At 68.4% G+C, this 16,977-nt stretch carries 16 protein-coding genes and 1 riboswitch; of the genes, 10 read left to right on the top strand and 6 right to left on the bottom strand.

Annotated features, from left to right (window positions below; genetic code table 11):
* Nucleotides 1-23: 23 nt before the first annotated feature.
* The 5 genes from fliL to LCM15_RS11605 all read left to right on the top strand — a co-directional run bounded on the left by fliL (nt 24) and on the right by LCM15_RS11605 (nt 3,105).
* Nucleotides 24-572 carry a flagellar basal body-associated protein FliL gene (gene fliL / locus LCM15_RS11625; RefSeq protein WP_224856528.1) on the top strand — a complete coding sequence of 183 codons (549 nt, stop codon included), beginning with the start codon at nt 24-26 and terminating at the stop codon, nt 570-572.
* Between the two features lie 11 nt (nt 573-583).
* Nucleotides 584-937, top strand: coding sequence for a hypothetical protein (locus LCM15_RS11620; RefSeq protein WP_224856526.1), 354 nt, complete (start codon nt 584-586; stop codon nt 935-937).
* On the top strand, nt 934-1,569 hold the full coding sequence (locus LCM15_RS11615; protein ID WP_224856524.1) for a MotE family protein: 636 nt from the start codon (nt 934-936) through the stop codon (nt 1,567-1,569). Before LCM15_RS11620 ends, LCM15_RS11615 begins: the two co-directional genes overlap by 4 nt.
* Nucleotides 1,570-2,145: 576 nt before the next feature.
* Complete coding sequence (locus LCM15_RS11610; RefSeq protein WP_224856522.1) at nt 2,146-2,706, top strand: L,D-transpeptidase; 561 nt, start codon at nt 2,146-2,148, stop codon at nt 2,704-2,706.
* 195 nt (nt 2,707-2,901) lie between these two features.
* Nucleotides 2,902-3,105 carry a hypothetical protein gene (locus LCM15_RS11605; protein WP_224856521.1) on the top strand — a complete coding sequence of 68 codons (204 nt, stop codon included), beginning with the start codon at nt 2,902-2,904 and terminating at the stop codon, nt 3,103-3,105.
* A gap of 39 nt (nt 3,106-3,144) precedes the next feature.
* Here the strand turns inward: LCM15_RS11605 and LCM15_RS11600 are convergent, their stop codons facing one another.
* Complete coding sequence (locus LCM15_RS11600) at nt 3,145-3,831, bottom strand: arylesterase (protein WP_224856519.1); 687 nt, start codon at nt 3,829-3,831, stop codon at nt 3,145-3,147.
* Between the two features lie 18 nt (nt 3,832-3,849).
* Between LCM15_RS11600 and LCM15_RS11595 the strand changes: the two genes are divergently transcribed.
* From LCM15_RS11595 to LCM15_RS11585, 3 genes are all read left to right on the top strand, one after another.
* Nucleotides 3,850-4,542, top strand: coding sequence for an ABC transporter ATP-binding protein (locus LCM15_RS11595; protein WP_224856517.1), 693 nt, complete (start codon nt 3,850-3,852; stop codon nt 4,540-4,542).
* Entirely contained in the window at nt 4,539-7,064 is a 2,526-nt protein-coding gene (locus tag LCM15_RS11590) for an ABC transporter permease (RefSeq protein WP_224856515.1), read from the top strand. Before LCM15_RS11595 ends, LCM15_RS11590 begins: the two co-directional genes overlap by 4 nt.
* Nucleotides 7,065-7,134: 70 nt before the next feature.
* A complete protein-coding gene (locus tag LCM15_RS11585) occupies nt 7,135-8,010 on the top strand; it encodes an inositol monophosphatase family protein (protein WP_224856514.1) in 876 nt (291 codons plus the stop codon).
* 390 nt (nt 8,011-8,400) lie between these two features.
* Here LCM15_RS11585 and gcvP read toward each other — a convergent pair whose 3' ends face one another.
* From gcvP to LCM15_RS11565, 4 genes are all read right to left on the bottom strand, one after another.
* Entirely contained in the window at nt 8,401-11,247 is a 2,847-nt protein-coding gene (gene gcvP / locus LCM15_RS11580) for an aminomethyl-transferring glycine dehydrogenase (RefSeq protein ID WP_224856512.1), read from the bottom strand.
* A 170-nt stretch (nt 11,248-11,417) separates the two neighbouring features.
* Nucleotides 11,418-11,777, bottom strand: a complete 360-nt coding sequence (gene gcvH, locus LCM15_RS11575) for a glycine cleavage system protein GcvH (protein WP_224856510.1) — start codon at nt 11,775-11,777, stop codon at nt 11,418-11,420.
* Between the two features lie 18 nt (nt 11,778-11,795).
* Entirely contained in the window at nt 11,796-12,923 is a 1,128-nt protein-coding gene (gcvT, locus tag LCM15_RS11570; RefSeq protein ID WP_224856508.1) for a glycine cleavage system aminomethyltransferase GcvT, read from the bottom strand.
* Nucleotides 12,924-13,083: 160 nt separating this feature from the next.
* A riboswitch (glycine riboswitch) is annotated at nt 13,084-13,169 on the bottom strand.
* Between the two features lie 19 nt (nt 13,170-13,188).
* The gene (locus LCM15_RS11565; protein WP_224856506.1) at nt 13,189-13,668 is read right to left on the bottom strand and encodes an RrF2 family transcriptional regulator; all 480 of its coding nucleotides are present in this window, start codon (nt 13,666-13,668) and stop codon (nt 13,189-13,191) included.
* 93 nt (nt 13,669-13,761) lie between these two features.
* Here LCM15_RS11565 and LCM15_RS11560 point away from each other — a divergent pair, with 93 nt between their 5' ends.
* Entirely contained in the window at nt 13,762-14,328 is a 567-nt protein-coding gene (locus tag LCM15_RS11560; protein ID WP_224856504.1) for a gamma-glutamylcyclotransferase, read from the top strand.
* Nucleotides 14,325-15,554, top strand: coding sequence for a DUF2254 domain-containing protein (locus LCM15_RS11555; RefSeq protein WP_224856502.1), 1,230 nt, complete (start codon nt 14,325-14,327; stop codon nt 15,552-15,554). The genes LCM15_RS11560 and LCM15_RS11555 overlap by 4 nt, the downstream gene beginning before the upstream one ends.
* A 3-nt stretch (nt 15,555-15,557) precedes the next feature.
* Here LCM15_RS11555 and gltX read toward each other — a convergent pair whose 3' ends face one another.
* Nucleotides 15,558-16,895 carry a glutamate--tRNA ligase gene (gene gltX / locus LCM15_RS11550; protein WP_224856500.1) on the bottom strand — a complete coding sequence of 446 codons (1,338 nt, stop codon included), beginning with the start codon at nt 16,893-16,895 and terminating at the stop codon, nt 15,558-15,560.
* Nucleotides 16,896-16,977: the final 82 nt, after the last annotated feature.

Here is a 16,977-nt window from a genome sequence, read left to right as displayed (position 1 = left end):
ACGGATTGAAAGAGAGGTCCGTCATGACCGACGCCACGGCCGACGCCCCCGCCGAGGACGAGGGCACGCCGAAGAAAAAGGGATCGAAGCTGCCGATGCTGATCGGGTTGGTGCTGGCGCTTGCCGGCGGCGGCGGTGGGTTCTTTGCGGCCTGGTCCGGCCTGTTGCCGTTCGGGGGCGGCCATGCGCCGGCCGAGGCCGCCGATGGCGACGGCGCGCACGGCGAAGCCGGGGACCATGGCGGCGAGTCCGCGCTGCCGCTGCCCGGCGCCGACGTCGCGTTCGTCGAGCTGGAGCCGCTGGTCATCTCGATGGGCACGATGGCCGATCTGCACCACCTGCGGTTCCGCGCCAGCCTCGAGGTTCCGCCGCAATACGTGGCCGAGGTCGAAACCCTCGCACCGCGGGTGATCGACGTGCTTAACAGCTATCTCCGGGCGCTGCGCCCCTCCGATGTCGCGGCTCCGGGGGCGCTGATCCGCCTGCGCTCGCAGATGCTGCGGCGGATCCAGATGGTCGCGGGCGAGGACCGCATACACGACCTGCTGGTGATGGAATTCGTGCTGAACTGAAGGGGGACCGTATGAACCTGATCGCCGATATCCTACTTGCCGCCGGGGCGCTCGGCGCCGGCTTCTACTGCTTTGTCCTGTCGCGCCGCCTATCGCGCTTCACCAATCTCGAGAACGGCGTCGGCGGGGCCGTGGCGGTGCTGTCTGCGCAGGTCGACGATCTCACCCGCACGCTCGGAGAGGCGCAGGGCACGGCGGGCGAATCGACCGCCCGGCTCGAGTCGCTCACCGTGCGCGCAGAGGATGCCGCGAAACGGCTCGAACTGATGCTCGCTTCGTTGCATGACCTTCCGGAACAGCCCCCGCCGCCGCCCCGCAAGGACGAAGAGCCGAGGTTTGTCCGCCATACGGAGGGCTCGCGATGATGTTTGCCCGGAAGACACCCAAGGCGCCCCGGACCCGCCGCGGCATGGGCGTGCTCGCGGTGATCGGGGCGCTGCTGATCGCCTCGGCGCTGGCCCGCATCGGGATGCAGGCGGGGGCCGCGCTGGCGCTCGAAAACACCGAGCCCGCACCCGAGGCCGTCGCGATGCAGGATCCGACAATTGGCGCAGAGGCCGAGACTGCGTCTGCGGGCTGCCCGGTCGCTTCGGATATCGGGCCCATTCTCGAGGCGCTCAAGACCCGCGAAGACCGTGTGAGCAAGCGCGAATCGGATCTGCGGGCGCGGATGCAGGCCCTGTCGGTGGCAGAGGCCGAGATCGATCGCAGGATGAGCGCCATGGAAGACGCCGAGCGCCGCTTGCGCGAGACGCTGGCCATTGCCAAGACCGCCGCCGAGGAGGACGTGGCCCAGTTGACGCAGGTCTATGCCACGATGAAGCCCAAGCAGGCCGCGGCCCTGTTCGAGGAGATGGAGCCGGATTTCGCCGCCGGTTTCCTCGGGCGGATGCGCCCCGATGCGGCGGCGGCCATCATGGCCGGGCTCAGCCCGCAAAAGGCCTACACGATCAGCGTCATGCTGGCCGGACGCAACGCCGCGGCGCCTCGAGAATGAGGCGTACCGGCCCGGCATCGAAGGCGGCAGCGGCAACCGCGCTGTCGGGAAAGCAACAGATCGGCGGGTGGGTTCGCCGCAGGGGGTAAGACAATGCGGCTGGAGGCTTCGACCGAAAGCCGGGACATCCTGCGCCGCGACGCGCTCTCTGGGTGCGCGGCGCGCGCGGTCATCGGATGCGGCGGCTTGGAGGCGCCGGACGCCAGCCTGCAACCGCCATATCCCGGCACTGGCCAGACGAAGGCGCCCGGAAGGCCACCGCCCGCGTCGGACCCTCACTCCGGATCGACGTGGTGAGCCGCTCAAGACCGCTCCAACTGGCGGTGCCGGTCGCAAGCGCGGCACCACGCGTGGCGCGTTTCTCCCGGCAGGGAGGTTTGCTTCTGAACCATTGTCAGGCTGACCGAACGTCAAGGCCGTCGGGTTTGACCATTGTCCGCTGCCGGGTTACATTCCGGCGGTATTATATGTGCTTCCCACGCCATTGTGACAATTTCCTGTGGAAACACATCATTGCTTTCAGGTTGGGGGTGATGAGAATAGCCCCGCTGTCCTAATGAGATCCGAGTACTGCCCATGATTACCCGCCGCAACTTCGTCGCCAGCGCCACGGCCGGCCTCGCGCTCGCCACCGCAGCGCCCGCCCTCGCTTTCGAGGTCGAACCGAAATTCCGGCCCCAGCAGGTCGGCATCAAGAATACCCTGCCGCCGGGTCAGATCCTGATCCTGCCCCGCGCGCACTTCCTGTACTACGTCACCGCACCGGGTCAGGCGATCCGCTACGGCGTCGGCGTCGGTCGTGCCGGGCTCGAGTTCACGGGTGACGCGATCATCCAGGTGAAGAAGGAATGGCCGACCTGGCGCCCGACCAACGAGATGATCGAGCGCGAGCCGCAGGCCTACAGCAAGTTCATCGACAACGACTATGTCCAGCCCGGCGGCCCGGGCAACCCGCTCGGCGCCCGCGCGCTGTATCTGTTCCAGAACGGGCGCGACACATATTACCGCATCCACGGCACCACCGCGCCGGAAACGATCGGTCGCTCGGTCTCGAATGGCTGCATCCGCATGTTGAACGAGCACGTGATCGACCTCTACAACCGGGTGCCGGTCGGCACGCCGGTGACGGTGCTCTGACCGCCGAAGATCCGATCACGACGACCCTGCAAGCGGCGCGCCTTCGGGCGCGCCGTTTTGCGTTGTAGCACCTAGGGTTGTGCCCCTACTGAAATGGCTCGGATATGGCCGCGCCCGAGCCACATTCCAGCCGGATTTGCAGCGCTACATGCCCTTGCGCCAAGGTAATCAGTTCCAGTGTTCAAAGGGTGTCAAATGGCAGTAATCGGAATTCTCGTCGGCAGCATTCTTGGCCTGATCGGCGCCCTCACAAGCTGGCTCGCGCTTGATGTGCCCTTCAATTCCGCCGTCGTGCTCTACTTTGCCACCGCCCTCAGTTTCGGCCTGCTGCCGTCGCTCTCGACCGGTGCGCGCGGCGACGATGACGAACAGGCGCTTGCGGCGACCACGGCGCAGTAAGCCACTGTCCGGACGGCGCGCGGCCATGGTCGGCGAAGGTCAGTCGCCGCTATGAACCTGCGAAATCAGCTCTTCGACCGAGGGCCCCATCGCGTCGACGATCAGAGCCACGCCGTCGGCGTTTGGATGGATGCCGTCTCCCTGCATCATGCCCGCCGCATCCTGCGGCGTGCCACCCTCGGGCACGAGGCCACGGAAGAAATCCGGAAAATACAGCGTATCGTATTGTTCGGCGAGCTCGGGGTAGATCGCATCGAACCCCGCCTTGTAGTCGGCGCCATAGTTTCCGGGCGCGCTCATCCCCACCATCAGGACCTCGATCTCCTGCGCCTCGGCCACCTCGAGAATGCCGTCGAGATTGGCGCGCGCAGTCTCTGGTGGCAGCCCGCGCAGCAGGTCGTTGCCGCCCAGCGCCACGATCATCCCCTCGATCTCCGGCGTCAGCGACCATTCGACCCGCGACAACCCGCCGGCGGTGGTGTCGCCCGAGACGCCGCCATTCACCAGCTGCACGTCATGGCCGCGCTCGGCCAGCCACGCCTGCATCTGCGGCACGAAGCCCTCGCCCTGGGCCAGCCCATAGCCCTGCGTGAGGCTGTCCCCCAGTGCCAGAATATGCACCGTTTCAGCGCGCGCCGGCAGCGCCGCCACCGTGCCTAGCACCAACGTGACGGCCAGCGGCTTGCTGCGCCAAGCACGCAGCCCATATGTAAGCGAACGCATCATTTTCCCGGACGCTCCTTCATGCCTGATCCAGTCATTGCCCTGAAAGATGTCACACTCAGCCTGCGCGGCAATGCCGGAATGGTGGAAATCCTCCACGGCATCTCGCTCGAGGTGGCGAAGGGCGAAACGCTGGCGCTGGTCGGGCCGTCGGGCAGCGGCAAGTCCTCGCTGCTGATGGTGATGGGCGGGCTCGAGAGCGCAAGCTCCGGCGCGGTCTCGGTGCTGGGCAGCGATCTGACGGCGATGGACGAGGACCGGCTGGCGCGCTTTCGCCGCGATCACATGGGCGTCGTGTTCCAGAGCTTCAACCTGATCCCCACCATGACCGCGCTGGAAAACGTCGCCACCCCGCTGGAGCTTGCCGGTGACAAGGCGGCCTTCGACAAGGCCGCGGCCGAGCTCGAGGCGGTGGGGCTGGGCCACCGTGCCGACCATTACCCGGCGCAGATGTCAGGTGGCGAGCAACAGCGCGTGGCGCTGGCCCGCGCCTCGGCGCCGCGCCCCGACATCCTGCTGGCCGACGAGCCGACCGGCAATCTCGACGGCAAGACCGGCGACGCGATCATGGACCTGCTCTTTGGACTGCGCGACCGCCACGGCGCCACGCTGGTGCTCGTCACCCACTCCAACACCCTCGCGCAACGCTGCGACCGGGTGGTGCGGCTGACCGACGGTAGCGTCGCCGGCGAGGTGGCGAGGGCGGCCAAATGAGCCTTGCCATCTCGGCCCGCTTCGCCCGCCGCGAGCTGCGCGGCGGCCTGCGCGGCTTTCGCATCTTCCTCGCCTGCCTGACCCTTGGCGTCGCCGCCATCGCCGGCGTCGGCTCGGTGCGCTCGGCGATTCAGGCCGGGCTGGCCGATCAGGGCGCCATCCTGCTGGGCGGCGACGCGCAGGCGGAATTCACCTATCGCTTCGCCTCCGAGGAGGAGCGTGCCTGGCTCGCAGGGATCTCGACGGCGCTGTCCGAGATCACCGATTTCCGCTCCATGGCGGTGGTCGACACCGAGGCCGGCTCGGAACGCGGGCTCACGCAGATCAAGTCCGTCGATGACGGCTATCCGCTGCTGGGCGAGATGGTGCTCGACCCGCCGATGCCGCTGGCGAAGGCGCTCGACGGGGCCGAGCATCCCGGGGCGGTGATGGCGCCGGTGCTGGCCGACCGGCTGGGCCTCGCCCCCGGCGACAGCTTCCGCCTCGGCACGCAGGACTTCACCCTCAGCGCCACCATCGTCAAGGAGCCCGACGACGCCGGCGACGGCTTCGGCCTTGGTCCGCGCACGCTGGTGCGCACCGCAGACCTCGAGGGCTCGGGCCTGCTCGCACCCGGTTCCCTGTTCGAAACCGAGTACCGGATGCGGCTGCCCGAGGGCGCCGATCTCGATGCGCTGAAGGCGCAGGCCGTGGAGCGTTTCCGCGACACCGGCATCCGCTGGCGGGACGCCCGCAACGGCGCGCCCGGCGTGGCGCGCTTCGTCGACCGGCTGGGCAGCTTCCTCGTGCTGGTCGGGCTCTCGGGCCTCGCGGTGGGGGGCATCGGCGTCTCGGCGGCGGTGCGGTCCTACCTCGCGCGCAAGACGCCGGTGATCGCCACGCTGCGCACCCTCGGCGCCAGCCGGGCCGTGATCTTCCAGACCTATTTCCTGCAAATCGGCGCGCTGAGCCTGCTGGGCATCGCGCTCGGGCTGATCCTCGGCGCCGGGGTGCCGCTGATCTTCGCCCCGCTCATCACCCAGTCGCTGCCGATCCCGGTGCTCTTCACGCTCTACCCCGGCCCCCTGGCCGAAGCGGCGATCTACGGCGTGCTGACGGCGCTGCTCTTCACGCTCTGGCCGCTCGCCCGCACCGAGGAGGTGCGTGCCGCGGCCCTGTTCCGCGATGCGCTCGATAGCGCCCGCGCCCTGCCGGCCGCGCGATACCTCGTCGCCACCGCCCTGCTGATCGCGCTGCTCGTCGGCGTGGCGATGCTGTTCTCCGGCGATCCGCGCATTACGCTGTGGACCGCTGGTGGCATCTTCGGCGCGCTGCTGATCCTAACCGTCGCCGCCACCGGCATCCGCGCGATCGCCCGCCGCGCCACCGGCGCCGCCCGTGGCCGCCCGGTCTGGCGCTGGGCGCTCGGCGCCATCGGCGGCCCGCGCGAGACCGCGGCCTCGGTCGTTCTGTCGCTGGGGCTGGGACTGTCGGTGCTCGCCGCCATCGGCCAGATCGACGGCAACCTGCGCGCCGCGATCAACCGAGACCTGCCCGAGATTGCGCCGTCGTATTTCTTCGTCGACATCCAGCCGGGCCAGATCGACGGCTATCTCGCCCGGCTCGAGGGCGACGACGCGGTGACCCGGGTCGACACCGCCCCCATGCTGCGTGGCGTGATCACCGAGATCAACGGCGTCGACGCGCAACAGGTGGCGGGCGATCACTGGGTGGTGCGCGGCGATCGTGGCATCACCTATGCCGCGCAACCCGACTCGCGCACCATCCTCACCGAGGGCGAATGGTGGCCCGAGGACTACGACGGCCCGCCGCAGATCAGCTTTGCCCGCGAAGAGGCCGAGGAGATCGGCCTGTCGCTGGGCGACGAGATCACCTTCAACGTGCTGGGCCGCGACATCACCGCCACCATCACCAGCTTCCGCGATGTGGATTTCTCCACCGCCGGGATCGGCTTCGTGATGACCCTGAACCCCGCCGCCCTGCAGGGCGCCCCGCACACCTTCATCTCGACGGTCTATGCCGAGCCCGAGGCCGAGGCGCAGATCCTGCGCGATCTCGCCTCCAGCTATCCCAACATCACCGCGATCCGCGTCAAGGACGCCATCGACCGGGTGGCCGAGCTGCTCGAGGGCGTCGGAAGTGCCATCCGTTGGGGCGCGGTGGCGACCCTGCTCACCGGCTTCCTGGTGCTGATCGGCGCGGCGGCGGCGGGCGAAGGCGCGCGCACCTACGAGGCGGCGGTGCTCAAGACGCTGGGCGCCAGCCGCGCCCGCATCCTGCAGAGCTTCGCGTTGCGCTCGGCGCTGCTCGGCGCCGGGGCCGGGGTGGTGGCGCTCGGGGCGGGCATCCTCGGCGGCTGGGGGATCAGCCGGTTCATCATGGAGACCACCTTCACCGTGATGTGGCCCTCTGCGCTCGGCATCATCGCCGGCGGCGTCATCGCCACGCTGTTGGCCGGGCTCGGCTTCGCCTGGCGGCCACTTTCCGCCCGTCCGGCCCGGGTCCTGCGGGCGCGCGAATAGCCCGGCTTGCACCCCTCTGCTTAGGCTGGCACAGCCTGACGCGACCCCTGGCTGACAAAGGACCCGACCGATGAGCGACACCCTCCCGATGCCGGTCTCGACCCTGAGCAAGGCGCAGCGCAGCTCGATCCTCAACCTCGTGCGCCGCGCCGCCCGGGCCGAGATCCTGCCCCGCTTCCGCAATCTCGAGCGCAGCGAGATCGACCAGAAGAAAAGCCATCAAGACCTGGTGACCGAGGCCGACCGCGCCGCCGAGCGAATGATCGCGCGCGGCCTGCTGGCGCTGTTTCCCAATGCGCTGATCATCGGCGAGGAGAACGTGGCCGAGCACCCCGAGGTGCTCGACAAGGTCGCCGAGGCCGAGCTTGCCTTCACCATCGACCCGGTCGACGGCACGTGGAACTACGCCCACGGGCTCGCCACCTTCGGCGTCATCGTCTCGGCGCTGCGCTTCGGCACCCCGGTCTTCGGGCTGATCTACGATCCCGTCATGGACGACGTGGTGCTGGGCGAGACCGGCGGCCCGGCCGAGCTGGTCATGCCCAAACGCCGCAAGCGCCGCACGCTCTCGGTCTCCGCGGGCGGCCCGGTCGAGGCGCTGCAGGGTTACCTGCCGCTCTACATGCTGCCCGCCGACAAGCAGGGCGAGATGGCCGCCCTGCTGCCGCGCTTCGAGCGCGTGCTGTCGCTGCGATGCTCGGCGCACGAGATGCGCATGCTGGCACAGGGCCACGTGGATTTCGTGCTCTCCGCCGCGCTCACGCCGTGGGACCACGCCGCGGGCGCCCTGCTCTGCCAATGCGCCGGCGGCCATGTCGCCATGCTCGACGGCTCCGAGTACAACGCCTCCAAGCGCGACGGCTACCTGCTCTGCGCCTCCGACCCCGCCACATGGGGCCGCATCCGCGACACCTTCGCCTTTCTCCTCGACCTGCCCAACCCCTGACCGCCCCTCCCCGTCAAAGACCGGCGCCCATGCTTCTTCTGGCCCAAAATATCCCGGGGAGCGCGAGGGGCCGGCCCCTCGCTCCGGCACCGAACACGCCGGGCGACGCCAAAGGACAAACACAGCCCCTCCCAATACAGGCGGCGCTGCCCCCCAAACCGGAGAGCGGCGCCCCTGCTTCTTCTGGCTAGAAATATCCCGGGGAGCGCGAGGGGCTGGCCCCTCGCTCCGGCGCCGAACACGCGGAGCGACGCCAAGGGACAAACACAGCCCCTCCCAAACCAAAACGCCCCGCCCTCCGAACCGGAGAGCGGGGCCCCTGTCTTCTTCTGGCCGCAAGTATCCCGGGGAGCGTGAGGGGCTGGCCCCTCACTCCCGGTCTCTCACAACCTACTCCGCCGCTTCGGCATAGTCGCTCATCGGCGGGCAGGTGCACACGAGATGCCGGTCGCCATAGGCATTGTCGACGCGGTTGACCGGGGGCCAGTACTTGTCGACCCGGAACGCGCCGGGCGGGAAGCAGCCCTGTTCGCGCGAATAGGGTCGGTCCCAGTCGCGCACGAGGTCTTCCATCGTGTGCGGGGCGTGCTTCAGCGGGTTGGCCTCGGCATCGATGCGGCCTTCCTCGATGTCGCGGATCTCCTCGCGGATCGCCAGCATGGCGTCGCAGAACCGGTCGAGCTCGGCCTTGGTCTCCGATTCCGTCGGCTCCACCATCAGCGTGCCGGCCACCGGCCAGCTCATGGTCGGCGCGTGGAAGCCGCAATCGACGAGGCGCTTGGCGATGTCCTCTACCGTGACCCCGGCGGATTTCTCGAACGGACGCACATCGATGATGCATTCATGCGCCACCCGGCCCTGCGGCCCGGTATAGAGGATCTCGTACGCCCCCGAGAGCCGCGCGGCGATGTAGTTGGCGCTCAGGATCGCCGCCCGCGTCGCCTGCGTCAGCCCCTCGCCGCCCATCATCAGGATGTAGCCCCACGAGATCGGCAGCAGCGAGGGCGAGCCGAAGGCCGCGGCCGAGACCGGCCCCGCGACGCCGCCGTTGAGCGGGTCCGACGGCAGGTGCGGCACAAGGTGGTCCTTGACGCCGATCGGACCCATGCCGGGGCCGCCGCCGCCATGCGGAATGCAGAAGGTCTTGTGCAGGTTGAGGTGGCTCACGTCGCCGCCCAGATCGCCCGGGCGCGACAGCCCGACCATGGCGTTCATGTTGGCGCCGTCGATATAGACCTGCCCGCCATGCTCGTGGGTGATGGCGCAGACCTCCTTCACCGTCTCCTCGAAAACCCCGTGGGTCGAGGGGTAGGTGATCATGCAGGCCGCCAGCGTGTCGCTGTGCGCCTCGGCCTTTTCGCGGAAATCGGCGAGGTCGATGGAGCCCTGTGCGTCGCATTTCACCGGCACCACTTTCCAGCCGACCATCTGCGCCGAGGCCGGGTTGGTGCCGTGCGCGTTGACCGGGATCAGGCAGACATTGCGCTGGCCCTCGCCGCGCGCCGTCTGCCACGAGGCGATGGTCAGCAGGCCGGCATATTCGCCCTGCGCGCCCGAGTTCGGCTGCATCGAGAAATCGTCATAGCCGGTGATGGCACAGAACTTCTGCGACAGGTCCGCGATCATCTCGGCGTAGCCCTTGGCCTGATCGGCCGGGGCATAGGGGTGCAGCTCGGCGAACTCGCGCCAGCTCACCGGCATCATCTCGGCTGCGGCGTTGAGCTTCATGGTGCACGAGCCCAGCGGGATCATCGCCCGGTCGAGCGCCAGATCGCGGTCGGCAAGACGGCGCATGTAGCGCATCATCTCGGTCTCGGCGCGGTTCATGTGGAACACCTCGTGGGTGAGGTAATCGCTCTGGCGCAGCAGCGCGTCGGGCAGGCGGTACGCCTCCTCTCCCTCGTCCTTGCGCACCAGACCGAAGGCGCGCCAGACCGCCTCGATCTGCGCCGGGCGGGTGGCCTCGTCCAGCGTGATGCCGATCTTGGTCTTGCCGACGCGGCGCAGGTTGATGCCCTCCTTCACCGCCGCCTGCAGAATGCCTTTCTGCAGCAGCCCGACCTCGACGGTCAGCGTGTCGAAGAACGCCTCGGGCTGTACCTCGTAGCCCGCATCCTCGAGCCCCTTGGCCAGCCGCGCGGTCTTGAGATGGATGCGCTGCGCAATCGCCTTGAGCCCGCTCGGCCCGTGGAACACCGCGTAAAAGCCCGCCATCACCGCCAGCAGCGCCTGCGCGGTGCAGACATTCGAGGTCGCCTTTTCGCGTCGGATGTGCTGCTCGCGGGTCTGCAGGGCAAGGCGGTAGGCGCGGTTGCCCAGCGCGTCGACCGACACACCGACGATACGCCCCGGCATGGCGCGCTTGTAGGCGTCCTTGGTGGCCATGTAGGCGGCGTGCGGGCCGCCATAGCCCAGCGGCACGCCGAAGCGCTGGGTCGAGCCCACCGCGATATCGGCCCCCATCGCGCCCGGCTCCTTGACCAGACACAGCGCCATGATGTCGGCGGCGACGATGCCGATCGCACGGGCCTCGTGCAGCGCCTCCATCTCGGCTGAGAGATCGCGCAGCGCGCCATGGGTGCCGGGATACTGGAAGATCGCCCCGAACACCTTGTCGGCCTCGAGCGCCTCCGGCGCGCCGACGATCACCTCGATGCCCAGCGGCGCGGCGCGGGTTTGCATCACCGCGATGTTCTGCGGATGGCAGTTCTCGTCCACGAAGAAGGCGCCGGCCTTCGACTTGGCCACCCGCTTGGCCATGGTCATCGCCTCGGCGCAGGCGGTGGCCTCGTCGAGCAGCGAGGCGTTGGCGATCTCCAGCCCGGTCAGGTCCGAGACCATGGTCTGGTAGTTCAGCAAGGCCTCGAGCCGGCCCTGCGAAATCTCGGGCTGGTAAGGGGTGTAGGCGGTGTACCAGGCCGGGTTCTCGAAGATGTTGCGCTGGATCGCCGGCGGGGTGATCGTGTTGTGATAGCCCTGCCCGATCAGCGAGGTCAGCACCTTGTTCTTCTCGGCCACCTCCTGCAGGCGCCAGAGCATCTCGCGCTCCGACAGCGGCGCGCCGAAATCGAGCGGCTCGGCCTGACGGATGCCCTCCGGCACGGTCTGCGCGATCAGCGCGTCGAGGTCCGACACCCCCAGCGCCGCGAACATCTCGTCCATCTCGGCGGGCGACGGGCCGATATGGCGACGGTTGGCAAAGTCATAGGGCTGGTAGTCAGTGGGCGTGAAGGCCATCTCTCACCTCTTGCAGCGCGGCGGACAGGGCGCACCGCTGTGCTTCTCTACGTTTCTAATACTCAAAATCCGACCGTGCCCGTCCCGCGCAGGCGCCGGGACGGGGTCGGGATCTCGTCTTTCGGGCGACCGCACCGCCAGCCGCCACGGAGGACGGCCGGCGCGCCGCATCAGCCGACGAACTTCTTGTAGGCGGCCTCGTCCATCAGCTCGTCGAGCACCGAGAGGTCCTCGATCTTGAGCTTGAAGAACCACGCATCGCCCTCGGGGTCCTCGTTGACCTTGCCGGGATCGTCGACCAGAGCGTCGTTGACCTCGGCAATCTCGCCATCGACCGGGGCGAGGATGTCGGAGGCGGCCTTGACCGACTCGATCACCACCACTTCGTCATCCTTGCTGACCGTGGTGCCGGCGTCAGGCAGTTCGACGAAGACCACATCGCCAAGCTGCTCGGCGGCGTGGCTGGTGATCCCCACCACGACCAGATCGTCCTCGACGCGCAGCCATTCATGTTCTTCGGTGAATTTCATCTCGCTGGTTCCCTTTTGTCAGCGCTTGTAGCTTTGTTTCACGTGCGGCAGCGTCACCACTTCGACCGGCAGACGCTTGCCGCGCACTTCTCCGTAAAGACGCGTGCCCGGCACGGAGCGTTCCGCCGGAACATACCCCATCGCCACCGGGCCGCCCACCGTCGGCCCGAATCCGCCCGAGGTGATGCGCCCGACAGCCTCGCCGCCGGTGTCGGTGTCGTAAAGATCGATGCCTTCGCGCATCGGCGCGCGGCCCTCGGGCTTCAGCCCGACCCGGACGCTCGGCGCGCCGGTGGCGATCTCCGGCAGGATGATATCGGCGCCCGGGAAGCCCCCGGCGCGCGCGCCATCGGCGCGGCGCACCTTCTGGATCGCCCAGAGCAGGTTGGCCGCCGCCGGTGTCGTGGTGGTGTCGATGTCGTGGCCGTAAAGGCAAAGCCCCGCCTCGAGCCGCAGCGAATCCCGCGCGCCCAAACCGATCGGCTCGACCGCCTCCTGCGCCAGCAGCGCCTCGGCCAGCGCCACGGCGTCCCCCTCCCGCACCGAGATCTCGTAGCCGTCCTCGCCGGTGTAGCCCGAGCGCGAGACCCACGCCTCGGCCCCCATCAGCTCGACCGTGGCGACGTCCATGAAGCGCATCTCGGCCACCGCCGGGTTCAGCGCCGACAGCGCCGCCTCGGCGCCCGGCCCCTGCAGCGCCAGCAGCGCCCGGTCCTCGATATACTCGACACGCACGCCAGCCGGCTCGAGCCCGGCGCGCAGCCGCGCGACATCGGCCTCCTTGCAGGCGGCGTTGACCACGAGGAACAGGTGATCGCCGCGATTGGCGATCATCAGGTCATCCTCGATGCCGCCCTGATCGTTGGTGAAGAGCCCGTAGCGCTGCCGGCCCTCGGCCAGCCCCGCCACCGACACCGGCACCAGAGTCTCGAGCGCCAGCGCCACCGCTTGCGGATCGTCGCCGTGCAGGATCACCTGCCCCATGTGGCTCACGTCGAAGAGCCCGGCCGCGGCACGGGTGTGCAGGTGCTCTTTCATCACGCCGAGTTTGTACTGAACCGGCATCTCGTAGCCGGCAAACGGCACCATCTTCGCGCCGAGCGCGAGGTGCAGGTCATGTAGTGGCGTGCGTTTCAACTCGTCCATGCGGTCTCACATCCCTCTTGCCCGGATGTGGCGCGTGGCGCAGCCCCGGACATTTCAAGGCGCAGGACGGCCCTGCGCGCGAAATGCCCCCTCTGTCCGTCAGCCTGAGATCGTTATCCCTTCGGCGGGCGCGCTGTCACGCGCCACTCTCCAGAGTTCTGCCTCCGCAAAGGTCCGTGGGCCTGAGAGTTTCCGGGGCGGTTGCTCCTTCGGCACCGGCGATGCCGGTTCTCCCTCTGCGGTCGGTCTCAGGTTACGATGTTTGTCATTGCGCCGCAAGGACCGGAGGCACCTTGGCCATCGCGCAGCGCCCCTGTGGCGCGAGAATGTCCATTAAAGGGGCATTGTCGCACACCAGCGTGTCGAGCGTGATCGGATCGAGCGTTGCGTAGAAGGCATGGGCGGCGTCGCTGAGCGCGATCTTCAGCCGGCAGGCCTCGGTCAGCGGGCAGGTGTTGTCGACATCGGCGAAGCACTCGGCCAGCGGCACCGGCGCCTCGAGCGCGCGGAACACGTCACCGATCCGGATCTGGCTGGCCGGGCGGGACAGCTCGAGCCCGCCGTTGCGCCCGCGCTGGGTGTGCAGGTAGCCTAGCTGCGCCAACTGGTTGATCACCTGGGCGAGGTGGTTTTCAGAGGCGTTGCATCGCCTGGCAATCTCGGATTTGGTCACCAGACGGCCGGTGTTGGCCGCGCAATGCATCAGGACCCGAATGGCGATGTTGGTTCTTTTTGTGACGCGCACGGCCCGCCCTCCATTTTCAAAGGATGCCGGCGTTATACATGGCTTGGGAAATATCGATTTGACGTACATCAATCCGGGACCCGTAAAACTGGTATGAGCAGCGCTTTTTTCTTCGGTTACGGGTCCCTCGTGAACCGTCTGACCCACGGCTTCGCCCCCACCCACACCGCCCGTGCCCGCGGCTGGCGCCGGGCCTGGCGCTGGACCGAGGCGCGCGACGTGGCCTTTCTCACCGCGGTTCCCGACCCCGACTGCGAGATCGAGGGGCTGATCGCCCCGGTGCCGCCGGATGGCTGGGCGGCGCTCGACCTGCGCGAGCACGCCTATGACCGGCTCGACGCGCTGCACAGCGTCACTCACGAAGCCCCCGGCGTCGAACAGCTGGCGATATATGCCATCCCGCCCGAGCGCATCTTTGCGCCCGACGCGCGGCACCCGGTGCTGCTCAGCTATCTCGACGTGGTGGTGCAGGGCTACCTGGCCGAGTTCGGCGCCCACGGGGCCGACCGGTTCTTTGCCACCACCACCGGATGGGAGGCCCCGATCCTCGACGACCGCGCCGATCCGCGCTACCCGCGCGCCCAGCGTCTAAGCGATGACGAACGGTGCTTTGTCGATGACCGTCTGGCCGGGCTCGGCGCCCGCAAGGTGGCGGCATGATGATCTCGAAAACCCTGCTGCTGCTGCGCCGCGTGGCGCGCAACCTCACGGCGCGGGTCCTGTTCGGCGCGCTGCTGGCCTTTGCCATGGCCTTCCTCTCGCCGCTCTTCGAGCCGCTGCTGCCGGATGAGTGGGAGATCAAGATCGGCCCCGAAGCGGTGATCCCGATCCTCAACATCCTCGCCACGACGATGCTCACGGTGACCACCTTCTCGCTGTCGGTGATGGTGCAGGCCTACCAGGCCGCCGCCAGCCAGGCGACGCCCCGCGCCTACCGGCTGCACCTGTCGGACACCACGACCCACACGGTTCTGTCGGTGTTCACCGGGGCGTTCCTCTATTCGCTGACCGCGCTGGTGATGTTCCGCGCCGGGCTGTACGCGGACAACGCCGCGGTGGTGATCCTTGGGGTGACGGTGCTGGTGATCGTGGCGATCGTCGTCTCGATCCTGCGCTGGATCGAGCATCTGAGCACGCTGGGCAGCATGGACGACACGCTTCAGATGGTCGATCGGCAGGCCCGCGACCCGCTCTATCGCGCCCTCAGTCGCCCGGCGCTCGGCGGGTTGCCCGTGGCGCCGGATGCCGAAATCCCCGAGGCCGCGTGGCCCCTGCCCGCGCCCTCGAGCGGCTATCTGCAATTCATCAACATGGAGGCGCTGAACGACGCGCTGGCCGCGAGCGATGCCTCGATCACCCTGCGCGCCTCACCCGGCGCGCATATGCTCAAGGGCGTCCCGCTCGGCTGGGTGCTGGGCGACATCGAGGACCGCGAGGCGTTGAGTAATTGCTTCACCTTCGGCGATATGCGCACCGCCGAGCAGGACGCCCGCTTCGGCGTGGTGGTGCTGAACGAGACCGCGGTGCGGGCGCTGTCCCCGGGGATCAATGACCCCGGCACCGCCGTCGACGTGGTGCACCGGCTGGCGCGGCTGTTCTCCGAGGCCGAGCCTCCCAAGACCCGACCGCCGGAGTTCCCCCGCATCGAGGCCCCGGCGCTGACCGCGACCCAGTTGATGGAAGACGGGTTCGAGCCACTGATCCGCGCCGGCGCCGGCCACCCGGAGGTGATCGGCACGGTGCTCGACACGCTGGCCAAGCTCGAACATGCCGAATGGCGCGACCTCGCCGCGGCGGCGCGGCGCACCCGCGCCTACGCGCTGCATCACGCGCAGGAAAACATCGTGGTGCAAGAGGATCGCGACGCGCTGGCGCGTCGCGTCTGAGGCTCAGCCCTTGGCGAGCTTGCGCGCCGGGATGGTCTGCAACAGCGGCAGCACGTCGGCCATCTCGGGCCCGCGCTCGCGCCCGGTGAGCGCCTTGCGCAGCGGCATGAACAGGCCCTTGCCCTTGCGGCCGGTCTGCTCTTTCACCGCCTTGGTCCATTCCCCCCAGCTTTCCTGGGTGAGCGGGCCTTCGGGCAGGATCGCCATCGCCTCGGCGATGAAGTCACGGTCCTCGTCGGCGACCACCGGCTCGGCACCGTCGCGGAACAGCTCCCACCAGCCGGCAAGATCCTTGCGGGTCTCGATGTTCTCGCGCGTGACGCTCCAGAACAGCTCGGCCTTGTCCGCCGGCACGCCCAGGGCGGTGATCTCGTCGGCCACCGCCGACAGCGGCAGGCCATGCAACTTGCGCGCGGTCAGGGGGTAGAGGTCGTTGACGTCGAACTTGGTCGGCGCCGAGCCGAACTGCGACAGGTCGAAGCCCTCGGCGATCTCCTCGAGCGACAGGCGCAGCTCCACCGGCTGGCTCGAACCGAGCCGCGCCATCAGCGACAGCAGCGCCTCCGGCTCGACGCCGCTTTCGCGCAGGTCACGGATCGACAGCACGCCAAGACGCTTCGACAGCGACTCGCCCTGCGGGCCTGTGAGCAGCGAGTGGTGGGCAAAGCTCGGGACGGTGCCGCCGAGCGCGTTGATGATCTGGATCTGGGTCGCGGTGTTGGTCACATGGTCCGAGCCGCGCACCACATGGGTCACGCCCATCTCGGTGTCGTCGACCACCGAGGCCAGCGTGTAGAGGATCTGGCCGTCGCCGCGGATCAGCACCGGGTCCGAGACCGAGGCGGCGTCGATCGAGATGTCGCCGAGGATGCCGTCGGTCCACTCGATGCGCTCCTGATCGAGCTTGAAGCGCCAGACACCGTCGCCACGCTCGGCCCGCAGGGCGGCCTTCTCGTCGTCGGACAGCGCAAGCGCGGCACGGTCGTAGACCGGCGGCTTGCCCATGTTGAGCTGCTTCTTGCGCTTCAGGTCAAGCTCGGTCGGAGTTTCCCATGCCTCGTAGAAGCGGCCGATCCCGCGCAGCTGGTCGGCGGCGGCGTGGTAGCGGTCGAGCCGCTCGCTCTGCCGCTCGATCCGGTCCCATGTCAGGCCCAGCCACTCGAGGTCGCGCTTGATGCCGTCGACATATTCTTCCTTGCTGCGCTCGGGATCGGTGTCGTCGATGCGCAGAATGAACGTCCCGCCGGCCTTACGGGCGATCAGGTAGTTGAACAGTGCCGTGCGAAGGTTGCCCACATGGATGTGGCCGGTGGGCGAAGGGGCAAAACGGGTGACGGTCATGGGAGGCTCCTGCTTACGCCGACGGCACTTCCCACAAGCGCGGTCATTTGTCCAGTTCGAGGCTCTTGGCGAACCGCCGGTT

The organism is Salipiger bermudensis (assembly GCF_020171625.1).
GTDB classification, from domain to species: Bacteria; Pseudomonadota; Alphaproteobacteria; order Rhodobacterales; family Rhodobacteraceae; genus Salipiger; species Salipiger bermudensis_B.
This window is presented reverse-complemented; position numbering and strand designations above follow the sequence as displayed.

Bases quoted from the DNA above. Each gene is read 5' to 3' on its own strand.
- fliL (WP_224856528.1), top strand. From the start codon at position 24: ATGACCGACGCCACGGCCGACGCCCCCGCCGAGGACGAGGGCACGCCG.
- LCM15_RS11620 (WP_224856526.1), top strand. From the start codon at position 584: ATGAACCTGATCGCCGATATCCTACTTGCCGCCGGGGCGCTCGGCGCC.
- LCM15_RS11615 (WP_224856524.1), top strand. From the start codon at position 934: ATGATGTTTGCCCGGAAGACACCCAAGGCGCCCCGGACCCGCCGCGGC.
- LCM15_RS11610 (WP_224856522.1), top strand. From the start codon at position 2,146: ATGATTACCCGCCGCAACTTCGTCGCCAGCGCCACGGCCGGCCTCGCG.
- LCM15_RS11605 (WP_224856521.1), top strand. From the start codon at position 2,902: ATGGCAGTAATCGGAATTCTCGTCGGCAGCATTCTTGGCCTGATCGGC.
- LCM15_RS11600 (WP_224856519.1), bottom strand. From the start codon at position 3,831: ATGATGCGTTCGCTTACATATGGGCTGCGTGCTTGGCGCAGCAAGCCG.
- LCM15_RS11595 (WP_224856517.1), top strand. From the start codon at position 3,850: ATGCCTGATCCAGTCATTGCCCTGAAAGATGTCACACTCAGCCTGCGC.
- LCM15_RS11590 (WP_224856515.1), top strand. From the start codon at position 4,539: ATGAGCCTTGCCATCTCGGCCCGCTTCGCCCGCCGCGAGCTGCGCGGC.
- LCM15_RS11585 (WP_224856514.1), top strand. From the start codon at position 7,135: ATGAGCGACACCCTCCCGATGCCGGTCTCGACCCTGAGCAAGGCGCAG.
- gcvP (WP_224856512.1), bottom strand. From the start codon at position 11,247: ATGGCCTTCACGCCCACTGACTACCAGCCCTATGACTTTGCCAACCGT.
- gcvH (WP_224856510.1), bottom strand. From the start codon at position 11,777: ATGAAATTCACCGAAGAACATGAATGGCTGCGCGTCGAGGACGATCTG.
- gcvT (WP_224856508.1), bottom strand. From the start codon at position 12,923: ATGGACGAGTTGAAACGCACGCCACTACATGACCTGCACCTCGCGCTC.
- LCM15_RS11560 (WP_224856504.1), top strand. From the start codon at position 13,762: ATGAGCAGCGCTTTTTTCTTCGGTTACGGGTCCCTCGTGAACCGTCTG.
- LCM15_RS11555 (WP_224856502.1), top strand. From the start codon at position 14,325: ATGATGATCTCGAAAACCCTGCTGCTGCTGCGCCGCGTGGCGCGCAAC.
- gltX (WP_224856500.1), bottom strand. From the start codon at position 16,895: ATGACCGTCACCCGTTTTGCCCCTTCGCCCACCGGCCACATCCATGTG.